11 protein-coding genes are annotated in these 18,338 nt (G+C 55.4%); 5 read left to right on the top strand and 6 right to left on the bottom strand.

The annotated features are described in order from the left end of the window. Positions 1-17 precede the first annotated feature (17 nt). The 3 genes from ABDW36_RS07610 (at position 18) to ABDW36_RS07600 (ending at position 4,733) form a co-directional block, all read left to right on the top strand. Entirely contained in the window at positions 18-2,438 is a 2,421-nt protein-coding gene (locus tag ABDW36_RS07610; protein WP_343701284.1) for a glycoside hydrolase N-terminal domain-containing protein, read from the top strand. Between the two features lie 100 nt (positions 2,439-2,538). After that, positions 2,539-3,672: a HAMP domain-containing sensor histidine kinase gene (locus ABDW36_RS07605; RefSeq protein ID WP_343701283.1), complete on the top strand. Its 1,134-nt coding sequence runs from the start codon at positions 2,539-2,541 to the stop codon at positions 3,670-3,672. Continuing rightward, positions 3,669-4,733, top strand: a complete 1,065-nt coding sequence (locus ABDW36_RS07600) for a response regulator (RefSeq protein WP_343701282.1) — start codon at positions 3,669-3,671, stop codon at positions 4,731-4,733. Before ABDW36_RS07605 ends, ABDW36_RS07600 begins: the two co-directional genes overlap by 4 nt. 84 nt (positions 4,734-4,817) lie before the next feature. On the opposite strand, the gene bglX is transcribed toward ABDW36_RS07600, so the two are convergent. The 6 genes from bglX to ABDW36_RS07570 form a co-directional block, all read right to left on the bottom strand. Further along, complete coding sequence (gene bglX, locus ABDW36_RS07595; RefSeq protein ID WP_343701281.1) at positions 4,818-7,067, bottom strand: beta-glucosidase BglX; 2,250 nt, start codon at positions 7,065-7,067, stop codon at positions 4,818-4,820. A 451-nt stretch (positions 7,068-7,518) separates the two neighbouring features. Next, the gene (locus tag ABDW36_RS07590; protein WP_343701280.1) at positions 7,519-8,907 is read right to left on the bottom strand and encodes a sialate O-acetylesterase; all 1,389 of its coding nucleotides are present in this window, start codon (positions 8,905-8,907) and stop codon (positions 7,519-7,521) included. Between the two features lie 70 nt (positions 8,908-8,977). Continuing rightward, a complete protein-coding gene (locus ABDW36_RS07585; RefSeq protein ID WP_343701279.1) occupies positions 8,978-10,864 on the bottom strand; it encodes a hypothetical protein in 1,887 nt (628 codons plus the stop codon). 127 nt (positions 10,865-10,991) lie between these two features. Next, the gene (locus ABDW36_RS07580) at positions 10,992-13,541 is read right to left on the bottom strand and encodes a family 20 glycosylhydrolase (protein WP_343701278.1); all 2,550 of its coding nucleotides are present in this window, start codon (positions 13,539-13,541) and stop codon (positions 10,992-10,994) included. A gap of 85 nt (positions 13,542-13,626) precedes the next feature. Beyond that, complete coding sequence (locus ABDW36_RS07575; protein WP_343701277.1) at positions 13,627-14,772, bottom strand: glycoside hydrolase family 18 protein; 1,146 nt, start codon at positions 14,770-14,772, stop codon at positions 13,627-13,629. Positions 14,773-14,929: 157 nt separating this feature from the next. Then, on the bottom strand, positions 14,930-15,775 hold the full coding sequence (locus ABDW36_RS07570) for a TonB family protein (RefSeq protein ID WP_343701276.1): 846 nt from the start codon (positions 15,773-15,775) through the stop codon (positions 14,930-14,932). A 108-nt stretch (positions 15,776-15,883) separates the two neighbouring features. Here ABDW36_RS07570 and ABDW36_RS07565 point away from each other — a divergent pair, with 108 nt between their 5' ends. Both ABDW36_RS07565 and ABDW36_RS07560 read left to right on the top strand, forming a co-directional pair. After that, on the top strand, positions 15,884-17,242 hold the full coding sequence (locus ABDW36_RS07565; protein WP_343701275.1) for a TolC family protein: 1,359 nt from the start codon (positions 15,884-15,886) through the stop codon (positions 17,240-17,242). A gap of 10 nt (positions 17,243-17,252) precedes the next feature. Then, complete coding sequence (locus ABDW36_RS07560) at positions 17,253-18,329, top strand: efflux RND transporter periplasmic adaptor subunit (protein ID WP_343701274.1); 1,077 nt, start codon at positions 17,253-17,255, stop codon at positions 18,327-18,329. The last annotated feature ends 9 nt before the right edge of the window (positions 18,330-18,338 follow it).

The following is an 18,338-nucleotide window of genomic DNA, read 5'->3' as shown; positions in this document are numbered from 1 at the left end:
GTGGATATATTTAGTTCATGAACCACGTCAAACTGTTACTGGGCTTGCTGGCCCTTCCCCTGTTTGCGTCTGCCCAGCAACCAGACGTTAGCCTGCAATTCAAACAACCCGCCGCCAGCTATCTTGAAGCGCTGCCCCTGGGCAACGGCCGCATTGGCGCGCTCATTGGCGGGCACCCGGTCAAAGACCGCATTGTGCTCAATGAAATTTCCATGTGGTCTGGCGGCGTGCAGGACGCCGATAGTGATACCGCTTACCGCATTCTTCCCCGCATACAGGAAAAGCTGCTGCGTGGAGAGAACAAGGCGGCGCAGCAATTGCTGCAGCAGTATTTTATCTGCAAGGGAGAAGGCTCCGGCCGCGGCAGCGGTGCAAATGTGCCCTACGGCGCTTACCAGGTGCTGGGCACGCTGCAGCTACAGTGGCAAGACAGTATCAGCGCCTGGCGCAACTACCGCCGCACGCTCAACCTGGAGAACGCCGTGGCTACCACCACCTGGGAACGCAACGGCGTTACCTACAAACAGGAAGCCTGGGCCAGCATACCGGCCAACGTAATAGCCATCCGCCTCACCGCCTCCCGGAAAGGGAAAATATCACTGGCTGCCAGCCTGCAACGGGCAGAACATGCCACCGTCCGCACGCAAAAAGGCCTGATCACCCTGGAAGGCCAGCTTCCCAACGGACAATTGCCCGGACTGCGTTATGCCTCCGCGCTGCAGCTCAGCACCAGCGGCGGCAAGCAGGTGGTAACAGAAAAGGATATCCGGATTGAAAATGCAGATGAGTGCCTGCTGCTGTTCACGGCCGCAACAGACTATAACCATACCGACTATACGCAAAGAGGCCCCGCACCCGCGCCTGTTGTACAGAAAGTACTGGCGGCGGCAGCCGGTAAATCTTACAATGATCTTCACAAAGCGCAAATACAGGCCCACAGCCAACTTTTCAACCGCAACCGTTTTTACCTGGATGCGCCTTTGCCCACCGATACACTGAGCACGCCGGAGCGGCTGGCCCGCTATTATACCAGCCGGTCAGACGCGCAATTGCCCGTGTTATATTACAACTACGGGCGTTACCTGCTCATCGGCTCTTCCCGCCCCGGCAGCCTGCCTGCCAACCTCCAGGGCCTCTGGGCGCCGGAATATCAAACACCCTGGAACGGCGACTATCACATCAACATCAACCTGCAAATGAATTACTGGCTGGCTCCCATCACCGGGCTGGATGACCTGGCCGAGCCGCTTCACCGCTACATCAAAAACCTCCAGGCTCCTGGCGCCAAAACGGCCAAGGCATATTATAACGCCCCTGGCTGGGTGGCACACGTGATCTGCAACCCCTGGGGTTTCACCTCTCCGGGAGAAGGCGCGGAATGGGGCTCTACCCTCACCGGCGGCGCCTGGCTCTGCGAGCACGTATGGGAGCATTTCCGCTACACGCGTGATACTGCTTTTCTCCGTACGTATTATCCGGTGATGAAAGGCGCTGCCGAGTTCCTGCGCAGCATCCTGATCAAAGAACCGCAACATGGCTGGCTGGTAACCGCGCCCTCCAACTCCCCGGAACATGCCTACGTGATGCCAGACGGTACGCGGGGCAATACCGCCATGGGCCCGGCTATGGACATGCAAATATGCAGGGAGCTGTTTGGCGCCTGCATAGCCGCGGCAGATATCCTGCAAACAGACCAGACCTGGAAGCAGGAAATGGAAACAGTGCGGCAACAGCTGGCCCCTAACCAGGTGGGCGCTGCGGGAGACCTGAACGAATGGCTGCACGACTGGAAAGACGCCGAACCGCACCACCGCCACGTGAGCCATCTCTACGGCCTGCACCCCTACGACGAAATTACCCCCTGGGGTACGCCCGGGCTCACCCAAGCCGCCCGCGAAACACTGCGCCAGCGTGGCGATAACGGTACCGGCTGGTCACTGGCATGGAAGATCAACTTCTGGGCGCGCCTGGGAGACGGAGACCATGCGCTGTTGTTGCTGCATCAATTGCTGCGCCCGGTAGACCCCGTCAAACCGGCCGGCGGCGGCTCTTATCCCAACCTGTTTTGCGCGCATCCGCCGTTCCAGATAGACGGCAATTTTGGCGGTACCTCCGGCATTGCAGAAATGCTGCTGCAAAGCCACGGAGACACCGCGGTAATACGTATGCTGCCCGCCCTGCCCACGCATGCAGACTGGCAAAGCGGCCGTGTGAAAGGCTTGCGGGCAAGGGGAGCGTTTGTAGTGGATATGGCCTGGCAGCAGGGCCGCATCTCCACCGCTGCCATCACCTCCCTCAAAGGCGAAACCTGCCGCCTGCTGTTGCCGGCCGGCAAAAAGGTAAAAGACCGCCGCGGGAAAATATTGGCGCAAGCCGCAGATAACGGGCAACAGGTGAGCTTTACCACGGCCAAAGGGGAAACATACCGGGTAGAATAGCCGCCGGAGGCGAATACGCAGGAATCCTGACATTCGTCATACCCGCTGGCAATACGGCCGCAAGTGCTATCTTTGCCATTCACATAAATTGTGCCCGTTCATGTTTCACTTCAGCCAGCGCACCACGCTCATTATTTCTATCCTCATCATGCTGTTGACAGCATGTTTGCTGGTGTGGCGGCCGGACTACAACTTTTTTGACGGCGGCCTCATCACGGCCATACTGCTCACCATCTTTATCAAAAAAGACGGGGCCACCTATTTTATGGGCATTGCCTGTACGCTGCTGGTGGTGGTGATAGCCTGTTTGCCGCATAAAAACCCCAACCTGGCCGAAGTATTCATCGAGCACTTTTTTTCGCTGATACTGGTGATCAGCTCTACCCTGCTGGTGCTGTTCCTGAAACGGCTGTACCGTACCATGCAGGAGCTGAACCAGGCGCTGGAGCGCGAAGTGGAGAAACGTACCGCCAACCTGGAGCTGGCGCTTTCCCACCTGGCCTCTTCGCAGGCGGAGCTGAAAGACGCGCTGGAGAAGGAAAAAGAGCTGAACGAGATCAAATCCCGCTTTGTATCAATGGCCAGCCACGAGTTCAGAACACCGCTGAGCGCCATCCTTTCTTCCGCCGCGCTGATCGGCAAATACCCTGCGCAGGAAGACCAGCCCCGGCGGGAAAAACACGTGCAGAAGATCCGTGAAGCAGTTACGCACCTCAATGAACTGCTGGAAGACTTCCTTTCGCTGGGCCGCATAGAAGAGGGCAAGATCCATGTGCATCCCGAAAAAATATCTCTCCACAACTTTGCCATTGAAACGGTAGAAGAGGTGCAGGGCCTCCTGAAAGCCGGGCAGGTACTGCATCCGGAGGTGGACCAGTCACTGGAAGTGACATCAGACAAAAGATTGCTCAAGCATATATTCGTGAACCTGCTCACCAATGCCTCCAAGTTTTCTCCCGCAGATACGCCCATTGAGTGGAAGCTGTGGCAGGAAAACGGGCAGATCAACGCTATTGTGGCAGACCGTGGCATGGGCATCCCGGAAGAAGATAAAGCTTACCTTTTCAGCAGCTTCTTCCGCGGCCGCAATGTGACCAATATACAGGGCACCGGCCTGGGGCTGCACATCGTAAAGCGGTATGTAGACATGCTGGAAGGCGAGATCAGCGTTGAAAGCGCCCTGGGCAAAGGCACGAGCATATTCATTCATTTTCCAAATCTGAAAGCATCATGACAGCCACCATCCTGGTAGTAGACGACCACCCCGGTATCCGCGAGAACGTTGCGGAAATCCTCACGCTTGCGGGGTATAACGCCCTGGAAGCAGAAAACGGGAAACAGGCCGTGGAAATGGCCAAGGAACAGCGCCCTGACCTCATTGTATGTGATATTATGATGCCGGAGCTGGATGGCTACGGCGTGCTGCATATGCTGCGCAAATACCCGGAAACCGAACACATTCCCTTCATTTTCCTCACCGCCAAAACAGACCGCAGCGATTTCCGGAAAGGCATGGAAATGGGCGCGGACGATTATATTACCAAACCTTTTGAAGACGTGGAGCTGCTCACCGCCGTGGAAACCCGGCTGAGGAAGCAGCAGTTCCTGCAGGAAAAATTTGCGGCCGCCCAGTCACAGTCAATTGGCGTAATGCTGCAGGACTGGCAGGCGTCCGGCTTGCTGCACCTCGACCTTGACGCCTATGACGTGGCGCAGTTCAGCAAAAAGCAGCCCGTTTACCGGGAAGGCAAACACCCGCAGTTCCTCTACTACGTAAAAAGCGGGAAAGTGAAAGCCTTCCGTTTGAATGACGATGGCAAGGAATACATCACCAACCTCTTTGGCCAGGGTGATTACTTTGGCTATGTACCGCTGCTGGAAGACCATCCTTACGAAGAAAACGCGGAAGCGCTGGAACACACAGAGCTGGTGCAGATACCCAAAGAAGTGTTCCTTGAGCAATTGCTGAACAACATAGGCGTGGCGCGTACTTTCATTAAACGCATTGCTTCGGAGGTGAAGGAGAAAGAAGACCGCCTGCTGCAACTGGCCTATGACTCCCTCCGCAAACGCGTGGCCAACGGCTTGCTGGCCATTCATGACAAGCTGCACCTGGAGCAGCAACCCGGCGCCCTCATTGAACTTTCCCGCGATGATATTGCCCGGTTTGTAGGTACCGCCACAGAATCCCTGATCCGCACGCTGAGTGATTTCAAGTCTGAAAAACTGATTGAAATGCAGGGCACGCGCATCCGCATTGTGCAGCCTGATTTGCTAAGGAAACTGCTGTACTGAGAAAATTACGCCATGTGTACGATTGCCGCCGGAGCCTTGCAGCTATTCCTGCTACCGTGAACCATACTATGCGCCGGCAAGACGCTATTGCAGCTCAAACACCGCCTCCGCCACATCCCGGCTGTTGGTGCCTACAAATACTTTAAACGCGCCCGGTTCTGCCGTGTACTTCATATTCCTGTCGTAAAATTTGAGGTCTTCCGCCGTGATGGTGAACACCACTTCCCGGCTTTCCCCTTTTTTGAGCGCAATTTTCTGAAAGCCTTTCAGCTCCTTCACCGGCCGGGTTACGCTGGCGGTCACATCCTGTATGTACAGCTGTACTACCTCTTCCCCGTCATATGCGCCGCTGTTGGTAACGGTAACGGTCACACGTAATTTGTCCTGCATGCGCAAGGCGTTCTTGTCCAGCCGCAGGTTATCATAGGCAAAGGTGGTATAGCTCAGGCCGTAGCCAAAGGGGTAGAGCGGCTCGTTGCTCACATCCAGGTACTTGGAGGTGTATTTGTTATTCGGGTCGAGGGGGCGGCCGGTGTTTTTATGGTTGTAGTAGATGGGCACCTGGCCTACGTTGCGCGGAAAGGTCATGGTGATCTTCCCGGAAGGGTTGTAATCTCCCAGCAGCACGTCTGCTATGGCATGGCCCGCCTGCGTTCCCAGGAACCAGGTTTCCAGTATGGCCGGCACATGCGCATCTTCCCACTCCAGCGTGAGGGGCCGGCCGTTCATCAATACCAGCACCACCGGTTTTCCCGCGGCCAGTACCGCTTCCAGCAGGCGCCGCTGGCTGGCGGGCAGGCCAATGTCTGACCGGCTGGCGGCTTCCCCGCTCATACCCTGAGATTCTCCCAGTGCCAGAACGGCCACATCAGCCTTGCGGGCGGCGTCTACGGCGGCCTGCAGCAATTCCTCCGTTCTGCCGGTGTCTGTGATGTTGAGTTTTTTCAGGAGTGCGGTATCTCCGGTAATGTTGGCGCCCTGCGCGTAAGTGAGGTTCACACGGCCCTGGAGCCCTTCCCGCAGGGTAACGGCTTTCTTGTAATCCCCGGCGGCAGACCAGTTGCCGATCATGTCTTTTTTCGAATCTGCCAGCGGCCCTATGAGCGCAACCTTGGCGCCTTTTTTCAGCGGCAGCAGGTTGTTGCCGTTTTTGAGCAGCACAATAGAGCGTTGTGCTATTTCACGAGCCGCCTGCAGGTGAGCGGCGCTCATGATCTGGCGGGCAGCCCGCTGGCTGTCACAATAGCGGTAGGGGTCAGAAAAGAGGCCCAGCTTGTATTTGGCTTCCAGCACGCGGGTTACGGCCCGGTCTATTTCCGGCATGCTGATCTTTTTGTGCTGTACCAGCTTCTTCAGCTGACCGGCGTAGATGCTGCCCTGCATATCCATGTCCACACCGGCTTTGAGCGCCAGCGCACCGGCTTCATATTCGTCTTTCACAATGCCGTGGGGAATCATTTCGTTGATGGAAGTATAGTCTGTTACCACAAATCCCTTAAAACCCCACTCCTTCCGCAGCAATTCCGACAGCAGCCAGTAATTGCCGGTGGCGGGAATGCCGTCTATTTCGTTGAACGAGGTCATCACCGTGGCCACCCCGGCGTCTACGGCCGCTTTATAGGGAGGCAGGTAAAACTGGTACATCTGGCGGCGGCTCATATCCACCGTATTGTAGTCCCTGCCGGCCTCCGCCGCGCCGTATAAGGCGAAGTGCTTCACACAGGCCAGTATGGTATTGTTCGCGGCAAGATCGCTGCCCTGGTAGCCTTTCACTTTGGCTTTCGCTACCTGCATGCCGTACCAGGTATCTTCCCCCACGCCTTCCGCCACGCGGCCCCAGCGCGGATCGCGGGCTATGTCTACCATGGGCGAGAACGTCCAGTGCAGGCCATCTGCGCTGGCCTCTTCCGCCGCTATGCGGGCGCTTTTTTCCATGAGCGTCATATCCCAGGTACAGGCTTCTCCCAGCGGGATGGGGAAGATGGTTTTGTGCCCGTGAATCACGTCGTACCCGAAAAGCAGGGGAATTTTGAGACGCGTCTGCATGGCCATGTCTTGCAGCTTGCGGGTGTATTGCGGGGTATATGCGTTGAAAATAGCGCCGCAGGCGCCGCTGAGGATGTCCTGTTTATAGTTTTCCTTCATGAAAGGGCCGGTAACGTCCATGTCACTGGTGAGCAGGTTCAGCTGCCCGATCTTTTCATCCAGCGTCATGCGCTGCAGCAGGTTGCGGATAAAGGTGCTTTGCTGGGCATTGGCGCCGGCGGCGGAAGAAAACAGCAGTATGAAACAGGCGATCTTTTTCATGAGTGCAACTTTGATCAGTAATACCAACGCGGATGCGCGGGGTGTTGTTCAACGTGCTGCAACAGCCTTGGACATCCTTTTTACTGCCAAAGTTCGGGGTTGCTGCTGAGGGAGATTTAGCATAAAGGGAGATTTATTTAGCCTAACTGCAGATTCTCCCCTTACTTGCCGGGGAATAAACGGTTTTCAACGAAGAAGTAACGAACCTTCCTTCGGAGACGAACGAAGGAGTAACCAAAGTTTACTTGTTCGTTACTCCTTCGTTACTCCTTCGTTACTTCTTCGTTGGAAACGGCCATGAACAAGCATTTCAACTTCGCAAACACCTTCAAACCCGCTACAGTAAAGGGAATGAAGATAAGTGAGGGGGCTTTCCCCGCACCTTTTTCCGGGCGTTTATCGCAAAACGGCCATAAAAAACGGAGCCGGGATTTACCCGGCTCCGCATATCTCGCAAACATGTTTGCATCGAAAGAGTTTACTCTGCCCAGCTATCCGTACGGAAGGGGTTCAACGGCAGCCCGGCCGCATTGAACACGTTCCCGATGCCTGAATTGGTGAACGAGAACCGCACCGCCTCCGGTTGTTTCACTGTTTTGGCAGACACAATGGCTTTGTTGCCATCCAGCTTTACATCGGCCGGCACAAATTTTTTGTCCGCCCCGGCAATAAAGAACAGCGCTGGTTTGCCGCCGCTGGTTTTGAGGCCGCCTTCAGCATTGGTGAAATACACCACTATTTTCCCCTTCTGCTGTTCCATCCTTTCATACACCGGGCTTTTGTACACCAGGCCGGTTTTGCCGTAGGTATCTCCCAGCGCCCAGTTGGCCAGGCGCAAGCCTACGTCATGCTTGTTTTGCGGGTGAATGTTGGTGGTATCATCTACCAGATCTGTAATAACGGCCATGCCCGTGCGGGGGTATTTCAGCGTAGCGGTCTGCGCTTCACGCAGCAGGGCGCCGTTAATGCCGGGGCCGTAGCGGTAAGGTGCAATCTGCACATAATAGAACGGAAAATCGTACCCCCACGCCTTGCGCCACTCACCTATCATGGTATTGAACAATTGTGTATACGTTGAAGCTGTGCCAACATTGCTTTCTCCCTGGTACCAGATGGAGCCGGCAATGCGGAACTGTATGAGGGGGTAGATCATGGCGTTATAGCTGTAGCCGGGGTGGTACGGCCAGTGGTTGCTGGGCGTGAGCTTGGCGGCAGCGGCTTTGAGCGTGGCGTCTTTTTCCACCGCTTCGGCCGGCGTCCATACTTCGGCTGCCGTGCCGCCCCAGCTGGTGTTGATGAGACCGATGGGCACATTGAGGTTTTTCTTCAGTGTTTTGCCGAAGAAATAGGCCACCGCGCTGAAGCTTTTCAGCACGTTGGAATCACAGGCCGCCCATTTCGCCTTCACATCGTCTTGCGGATAGGGAGACGTAGATTTGGGCACGTGAAAAAAGCGGATGTTGTTGTCTGCACAAACAGGCAGCTCAGCTTTGATATCTTTCAAACCGTGGTTGCCGCTCCATTCCATGTTGCTTTGGCCGCTGCATACCCACACTTCCCCTATCAGCACATTTTTCAGCTCTATGCTGGTGTTGCCTTGTATGGTAATGGTGTAAGGGCCACCGGCAGCGGGCGTTTGCACGGAAAGGCCCCAGGTGGCGTCACGGCTGGTGACCACGGAATCCACGCGGTTGCTCCACGGCACACGCACCTTTATTTTCTCTCCGGGGCTGGCCCATCCCCATAATTTAACGGTGGCATTCTGCTGCAGCACCATATTGTCAGCAATCAATGCAGGCAGGCGAAGCTGGGCAAAAGCCCCCAGTGAGGCCAATAACAGGCATACGGTAACGAGTAAACGTGGCATGATGGGCATTTATAGTTTGAGGGTCTTAAATTACTCATCCTCCCTGAAAAATCATAATGCCGTAACGCCGCTACCTGAACTGCAGGAAAGAAGGCGCCTTCATGCCGTAAATGTCAAAGCGGAAGTCTACCACGGTGGTGATCTCGAAATAGAGGTTACGCATGGGTTGCGGCGCGTTGGGGTAATAGTAGCCGGCCAGCTTCAGGGTGTTCAGGGAGAGGTTTTCGTTCCTGATACGCACGCCCAGCCCCAAACCCGAGTACACGGGGTTTTCCACCAGGTAATGTTTTTCGTGGGAGAGCTGAACGGCCTCTGCGGAGGCAAAAAAATTGAACTTGAAGCCATATACTTTCCACGGACTGTAGTATACTGATTCAGAGCGGACCGTCAGGCGGTGAAATCCGCTGACCAGGGTATTCCGGAAGCCCCAGATGCCGTTTTCCATATTGATGTTCAGCGGCCTGTAAAAATAGTTATTGGGATTGCCCAGGTAATCTCCGCTGAGGAACAGGCGCCAGTGGCCCTTCCACATGGGCATCAGCTTGCTGTAATAACTGATGTTGGCATGTATCACCATGTCTTCAGAAACATTCCGCTGCCAGAAGGAGCCCAGGCCCGCGTTGAGGCTGAGCAGCCCGTTGAGCCGGGTATGCCAGTATTTTTGCACCTCTGCGCCGGTATAGAACCGCCGCCGGTCCATCCAGTTTTCCCAGCCCCCGGTGAGGCTGGCGGAATAACCATAGGGAATATCTTCCGTACGCCCGAAGCCGAAGAACTGATGCGCCTTGAAGAAGTCTTGCTTGAAGAGCAGAACCTGCCCCAGGTAGTAGTGGCGGTTGTTGTAAAGCGGGTCTTCTTTATATTTCTCCTGCTCCGGCGTTTTGTCAAAACGCAGGTTATTGTACCGGAACAGCAGGGCTATATTGGGCTTGTTGTCAAAACTGCCGTCTTTCGCATAGCGGTTGCGGAAGCTGTAGCCGCTCCATACGTCCAGCGTTTTATAGGCGTAATCCCTGAAAACGGTATCAGGGTAGCCATGAATATTAATGGAATAATTGCGCGCCAGGCTGAAGCCGCCTGCATACCGGGCGGAGGTACGGTACAGCGGGCGGCTGGCCTGTATGAAATAAGAGCCTTCATACACGCCGCTGTCAATCGGTATCTGGTTATTAAGGGCGGAATAGCCAAGTGTTATGTCTGTAAAACTGCCCAGCAGGTTGTATTTGGTATACCGTGCTTCCGTACCCCAGGGGCGGGTATAGGAATTATCCCAGCGGAAGCCCACTGTGAGGCCCTGCCCCGCCCCGAAAAGGTTATTGCTGTACACCCGGGCGGCGGCTACCGTGGGGGTCAGTTCCCGGAGGTCAAGGCCATATTCGAACACGTCTTTGGTCACTACTTCAATGTCTACCGAATCAGGATACCCCGTTTCCACCGTAATGATGCGGGCATCCTGGATGAACGGGCGGTTACGGAGATAACGCTCGTTGTCTGCCAGCTGGTAGGCATTCACGGTATCTTTCTGCCGGAAAAAGAGGGATTGCCTGATCACCCACTCCTCGGAGTCAAAGTGGAGGCGGTTGGCCAGGTGTATCAACTTCATGCTGGTAGTGAAGGTGGTATCATTGATATTGCGCGGGCCGAACACCTTTACGCGGCGGTACCGGATATGACGGATCACTTTACCGGCATGCGGCAAAAATCCCTGTTCGCTCCTGGTCATGCTGCTGTCATCCGTTGAAGGCGGCGGGTCATTATGCCGGGAAATGCTGGACAACAGCGAATCACGGTAACGCCGGCTCTTCAGGGAATCTACATACTCATTCAGTTTTTTGAACCACTTCTTTCCCTGCGGAGGAAGGGTATCTGCCTGCGCAAAAGACTGTTGCGGAAGGCAAAACAATATCAGGTAACAGCTTAGGGACGCAATGATGGTTATTTTCAGGCAACGATCCAAATTTGCGTTTAATTGTGACAACAATACAAATTTCTAACCAATTTCAGCACGGTCGGGAACAACAAAGGGAAGGTGAACGTAACGTCAGCGCCTTCCCTTTGCGGTATGCATTTTCGTAATATTCGTGCTATAGCTGCACTGCAACGGTCCTGCCGCTCCTTCCCGCACTGTCAAACACCTTCAGCTTAACGGTACCCTTTGCCGCTACCGGCGCCGTATACACGGGACTTTTAGCCGTGGGTTCCTTACCGTCTACTGTATAACGGACCACCATGCCCGGAAGTTGTACGTTGGCCAAAACTTTTCCGTTTTCCACCATGGCGCCGGCCGTGGGTATCCGGTACTGGTACCCGCCGTTGAGGGTGGCCAGGCGGGGCAGTTCCTTTTTACCCACAATGCTGGCAAAGCTGCTCCAGGCCTCCGCATAGAGGCGGGCCGCGGCGGCTTCGTCTTTTTCCCGCGCCCAGGCCGGGTCTGGCGCCCAGGCCCGTTCCGCCATGCCCAGCAATTTAGGCAGCAGCATATACTCCTGCCGAGCAGCGGTTTTTACCGTTTCGCTCCAGAGCGCGGCCTGTATACCTACTATGTTGTGCCGGCCGTACTCCGTAAGCCGGTCTTTTCCTGTGAAGGTGCTGGCCGGCAGGGCGTTGCCCTGATCGTCTTCTTTGGCGTTCTTGTAGAGGTCGAAGGGGATGAAATAGAAAGGTTTGTCCACATCCACATACCCGCCCCAGTAAAAGCCGGGCTCGTTATAATCTTTCACATAGGCCATATCGAAATAATAATTGCTGACGCCTGACAGCACAACTTTATACCCGGCATTGGCGAGGCGGTAGGTCAGGTCTTCCATGCCCTCGCCCATTACATTGTTCCACACGTCTACCTGGAAATTGCGGTTCCCGAAATCAGGGTTGGCAATCATCACGGTACGCCCGTCTCTCCGGGTTTTACGCATGGCGGCCTCTTCCCAGCCATACAGCTGCAGGCCGCGCTGGTTCACTATTCTGGCCACCCTGTCATAGAAGTAGTACCAGAGATCGTTTACGTCGCCCAGTTTTTCGCGGGCTATGAGCGTGGAGCAGGCGGGAGATCTTTCCCACACGCCGGCGGGCGTTTCATCTCCGCCCATGTGAATAATATCGAGCGGGGCGCCGGCCTCCCGGTGCATGGCTACCAGCTCGTCTACCACCTTCTCCAGGAATTTGTAGGTGGAGGGCAGGGCTACGTTCATCACGTTGTCTTTCCATTCCTGCACGGAGCGGTACTCGCTTTTGTCTTCAGGGTCACTGAGGCGGTATTCCGCCGCTTCGGCGGCTTTGCCTTCCTTCATGAGCCGGGCATGGCGCGCGTCCATAGATTTTATAGCGGCGCGGGCGTGGCCGGGCATTTCCACTTCGGGTATCACTTTGATATGCCGCTGGCGGGCGTAACGGAGTATCTCGATGTAATCTGCGCGGGTGTAGAAACCGCTGCCGGTAGTATTGTTGACATCAGGCCCGGAACCGTAGGAAGGCAGCAGGGCAGACAGCTCGTCCACTCCATGCCCGCGGCGGCCGCCAACGGCCGTCAGCTCCGGCAAGCCGGGTATTTCCACGCGCCAGCCCTCATCATCACTCATATGGAGGTGCAGCACGTTCAGCTTGTAAAGCGCCATCAGGTCAAGCACCTTCATCACCTGCTGTTTGGGATGGAAGTTGCGGGCCACGTCCAGCATGAGGGAACGGAAACCGAAGCGGGGTGCGTCTCTCACTTCTACCAGCGGCAGGCGGATGGAAGCGCTCTTGCCGGCCGGCAGCATGCTGCGCAGCGACTGGATACCATAAAAAATTCCCGTAGCGTTGGCAGCGGAAATAGTATAGCCGTCTGGGTTACCTTGCAGCTGGTAAGCGCCGGCCACCGCGTCTGCGGCAGCTGTTTTCTCAAGCCTGATCCGGCCCTGGCCGCTGCCTTCCGCCAGGCGTACGGTTTTGCCCAATGCCTCACCCAATACAGCCGCCAGGTAGGCGGCTTCCTGCCTGAAGTCTGGATCGTAGCCGATGGTAGTGGCCGCATCCAGCACAAAAGCGCCGGGCTTTTCTTCGTAACTGGCAGGGGTGGGAAATATTTTGGGCAGCTGCTCCAGCGGCACGTTGCTCACCAGCGCATTGCGGCGGTAAATTTCCTCCGCGGTGGTTTGCGGGTGGCGGTCTGCCGTGGTGCGGCGCAATTGTTTATCTGTAACAGACGGTACCACCACATAGTCCGTGAGGGCGTAACCTTTGGCCGGCTGCTGGTCCCACACCAGGTAAGGGCCTTCCGGCCCGTCTGTAATGCCGGTTACCCAGGCCACAGATACAATGTTGACCTTCAATGAATCTCCGGGCGCAATGCCTTTAAAGCCGGCCTTCGGCCGCAGGGTGAAGAGCGGGCCGTTAATGTGTGCGGCCTCAATACCCGGACTGGTTTCGCCCGGTGTCACGTAGCGGATGAAATTGTAATAGAACGTCCAGCCGGAAGCGGGGAACGCCTGTTTGGTTTTGTTAATGAGCGTAAAAGTGGAGAGCGTTTGGGCCTTGCCCTGGTAGCCGTTTTCCACCACCTCCCACTTTACCTGCAGGCCGCCCGCCGGAAAGGCGGGAGCTTGTGCGAAAGAAAAACCGGAGAGCAGCAAAAGCATGCTTGTGAATCTGAACTGCATATGATCAGGATTTAACTGCGGGGCCAAAAAAGAGAAAAGCCGCCTGTGAGGAAGCCCTTTCCCGGTTTAACCGGCGCAATTACTTTTAATTGAATGCGTTGTGAATGGTGTTCAGGAGGTACCCTTTCGGATCACTGGAGTACTCCCAGAACATGACCCCGGCCAGCTTGTGCTTTTTCACGTATCTGCACTTGGCACGCACGGAGCGTTCATCATCGAAGGTGACAAAAATATTTTGAACGGGGTGAAAAAGATAGGGAGCGCGGGCCCGCCTGTCCCAGTGCCTTCTATACCCCTGCTGCATCAAACTGTCTTTCAGGCGGGTGTAGCCGCCGCCCCTGGCGCCTTTGAGGGCCGGCTGGTTAAGGCCCCTGGCTGTACCGTCTTTCATGGCCCAGGCGCGGCCGTAGAAGGCAATGCCCATCACCAGCTTTTCCGCCGGCACTCCCGCTTCCATGAAGATCTGCACAGAGCGGTGGGCGGAAGATTCTGCCGTATCTTTCGTAGAACCGTACAGGTTAGTATGATGGCCGGCAATGCCGGTGGGGTTGGTTTTGTAATCGTAGCTCATGATGTTCACGTAGTCCAGGTACTGCTGGGCTTTGGCCATTTCCGTGTGGTCTGTGAAATACCGCCCGCCGCCCACGGCCGTGGTGAGCTGATAAACGCGCCCGGTCTCCTGCTGCAGGGAGTCCAGCGACTCGCGGAGGGCTTTGAACATCAGGGTATAGTTCTGTTTGTCTTCCGGGCGGAAAACGTTCCCTTCTTCCCCCGGTACGCCGGGGTATTCCCAGTCAATGTCCACCCCGTCCAGCTTGTAGCGGCGTACAATATCCACGGCGGTGAAGGCAAAAAGCTTTCGCCCTTCTTCCGTGAGCACTGCATCGGAAAAGTTTTCGCTCCAGGCCCATCCGCCAATGGAGATGAGAACTTTCAGGGCGGGGTTACGGAGTTTGAGGGCGTTCAGTTCCCGGAAATTAATGGAGTCCGTGGCCTCGTTGGTGAGCCAGGCCTGCCCGTTTTTCACGTCTACAAATGCATAATTGATATGTGTGAGCTTCTCCGCCATAATGGAGGAAGGGTTTTGCACCAGCCCGCGGAAGCCGCCTACATAGGCAATAACAACCGGCCGGGGAGCTTTCGGCGGGGCGGGAATAAAGGCCGTGGAACCCGTCAAAACAAACAAAAACGCCACTATGGCGCTTTTAGCTGGCAAGGATAGATAACGCATACAATAAATATAGCGTATTTCCCTGCCATCAGCAAAACCACCCCGGTAGACACCGGGATGGCTATATCATTTCCACATTTTAGCGTCATCTACTGCTGAGATGCTACGGGGTGGATGCATGGTTTCCCATGATTCCATAAATGGGGTTATAATAATTTCACTGGTCCTGCAACTTGAAGTTGATAGGCAGGTTGAAATACACAGACACATGCTGCCCGTTCTGCTTGCCGGGCTTCCATTTCGGCATTCTTTTCACCACGCGGAGCGCCTCTTCATCCAGGCCTGCCCCTTTTTTGGCACCTATCAGCTCCACGTCACTGATCTCCCCGGTAGCCCTCACTACAAACTTTACAAATACAACGCCCTGCACCCCGTTTTCTGCCGCCATGCCCGGGTAGCGGAGGTTATTTGTTAAAAATCTGGCCAGCGCCGCTTCCCCGCCCGGAAACTCAGGCATTATTTCCACAAAGGTCTGCACCTCGTCTTTCTTCTCTACTTTGGGCGCTTCCACTACGTTGCTGCCGCCGGTAACGCCTTCAGGAATGCCGTTGTCCGCGCCGTTGGGGTCACCGCTCAGGTCTGTTTTCACCCCAATGGCCACCTTTTCCAGGTCAGCGTTCTTGCCGGGCTCATCTTCCGGCCGTACATCTTCATCCGGCTTAATAACAAAAGTGGCATGCTTAACGGTGGGCCTGGAAATGGCCGGGGCCGGCTCCCGTACCGTGGGCGGCGGCGTAAACACCGGTTTTTCCTCTACAATGTTAGTCAGTTTTGTTTCTGTGATGACCGGCCTCAGGGGAACGTTCACCTCGTTGGAGGCCATCAGCCGCGAGCTTGCCGTATAGCCCCCTATCACTATCAGCACAATGGCAGACATGCCCAGCACGGCGCTGCGTACACGCCCGTTGTACCGGCGCCGCAGCTCATAAGCGCCATAATCCTTGTTCCGGTCATCAAAAAGAATGTCGAGAAAATCTGATTTGAGGAGTTTGGTTGTTTCCATGGCAGTTAGTTTAACAGGAAGATGCGGGCATATTTCTTTTCCATAATATTTTTATAAACCGTTGAACCTTTTATATTTGTAATTGTTCAAGTATTGCACCCGGGAACTATGACGCGTTCGACTATCCATAAAAAGCTCCGTAAATGGTTGCTGCTGGCCGCTCTAGTGGCAACATTGCAACCCCTTTCCGCCCAGCAGGACACCTCCGGGGCCCATTCCTTTACACTGGAAGAATCCATTCAGTATGCGCTCCGCCACCAGAATGATGTGGTAAATGCCCGTCTCAACCGGCAGGCATCTCTTGAAAAGATCCGGGAAAGCAGGGGCAAACTGTTCCCCCATGTAAACCTGAACGGCAGCTTTACGGACAATCTTAAACTGCAGACCTCCTATATTCCTGACTTCGCCAATGATCCCAATAACAAGATACCCGTGCAGTTCGGCACCAAGTATTCTTCTATGGTACAGGCAGAAGCCACGCAAACCTTGCTGAACAGCAATTACTTCCTGGGGCTGCGGGCGGCCAGGGTGTATGACCAGCTTTCCGTGAAGGATTTTGAACGCACTGCCATTGCCACCCGCGTGGCCGTGAGCAACGCGTTCTTTAACGTGCTGGTAAACCGGGAAAGCATCCGCCTTACGGACGCCAACCTGGTGCAAACCTCCAAAGCCCTGCAAGACACCCGTGCCCGTTACGAGCAAGGCGTTTCTGAAAGGATCGATGTTGACAGGCTGCAGGTATCTTACAATAAATCTGAAACCCAGCGGGCCAACCTGGAGCGCTTGCTGCAATTCTCCATGGACGTGCTGAAATTTGAAATGGGCATGCCCCTGCAGGAAACGCTGGAGCTGGAAGACGATCTCAAAAGTTTTACCACGGAAATGCCGGACAGCACGAACTACAGCGTGCAGGACCGGCCGGAATACTCCATGCAGCGCACGCAGGTGGAACTGGACAGGCTGAACCTGAAAAGCAAAAAGCTGGAAATACTGCCCTCCCTCAACGCCCACATCAACTATGGCGTGAACTGGTTCTCCGATTCTTTTTCCGACCTGTACAAACAGGGCTTCGGCGTATCCGCCCTGGGCGTAAGTCTTTCCATGCCCCTGTTTACCGGCACGGAAAGACTCTACCAGGTACGGCAGCGGCAGATCGCCCTGCAACAGTCTGAGAACAATCTTGCCTACCTGGGCCAGCAGATACAACTGGAGGTAAAAGAAGCGTGGACCACCTACCGGAACAACACCGCTTCCCTGGCCACCGAAGAAAAGAACATGGCGCTCACGCAGGGCGTGTATGACCGGGTATTGCTGAAGTTCAAGGAAGGCGTATCGTCAAGCCTTGACGTTACCACGGCAGACAGTGACCTGAAGCAGGCCCAGAGCGATTACATACAGGCCCTGATCAATGCGCTGGTGAGCAAAGTGAAGCTTGACCAGGCTATGGGCAAAATCAAACCACAATAAAATATTTTTTATGCACCGCACCCGGAACATTTATATAGGTCTGTTACTGCCGCTGCTCAGTGCCTGCGGCGGCAAAAAGCAGGCCCCGGCCGGCCCTATGCCCAAGCCTTCTGTGTCTGTGTATGAAGTGAAACCGGCTACGTTCAAGGTAACAGAAAAATTTCCGGCCACGCTGACAGGCAATGTGATAGTAGATATCAAATCCGATGTAACCGGCTTCCTGGAGGCCATCCGTGCCAAAGACGGCAGCACCGTTAAAAAGGGGCAGGTATTGTATGAGGTGGACAAAAGCCGCAGCCAGGCCACCTACGAGCAGTCTGAGGCCAGCGTAAGGCTGGCGGAGGCAGACCTTGCGCTGAAAAAGAAAGATTTTGAGCGCTACAGCAACCTGCTGAAACAGGATGCTATTTCCCGCCAGACGGTAGACCAGGCAGAAACCGCCCTCCGCACCGCGGAAGCCAACCTGGTAGCGGCCAAGGCAGCCCGTGCCCGCAGCGGCACAGATATTAACCATGCCGTGCTGCGCGCGCCCATTAACGGTAAAATAGGCATTGCCACCATTCGTATAGGCGACCTGGTAACGGCCGGCCAAACGGTGATCAACACCCTGGTGAATGAAGATCCGATTTATGCAGACATAGACCTGCCGCAAAGCAGGTATGCAGATTTCAGCAAAGGCGGGCAGCAGTTCTACCTGCTCTCCGGCACAGGCGAGCGCTACGCACATGAAGGGAAAATATTGCTGGTCAACAACGTGGTTGACCCAAGAACAGGTACCATCCGTATGCGGCTCACCTTCCCCAACCCGCAAGGCACGCTGAAAAGCGGCATGACGGGAGCGGTGGAGATACATTCCGCAGCCGGCAGCAACCAGGTGGCCATTCCCTCAAGGGCTATTGTGGAACTGCTGGGAGAAGTGAAGGCCTACGTGGTAGACCGCAACAACGTGGTGCAGATGCGCCCGGTTGAACGCGGCGCGGTGGTAGACAGCATGATGATTGTGCATTCCGGACTGCAGGCGGGAGACCGCGTAGTGGTAGACGGCATTCAGAAAGTGCACCAGGGAGACACGGTCAATATCAAATAACAGTTAACA

Origin of the sequence: Chitinophaga sp. (genome assembly GCF_039596455.1) — a bacterium.
GTDB lineage: Bacteria > Bacteroidota > Bacteroidia > Chitinophagales > Chitinophagaceae > Chitinophaga.
Note: the sequence above shows the minus strand (reverse complement) of the source record. Positions and strands in the feature narration are given on the sequence as shown.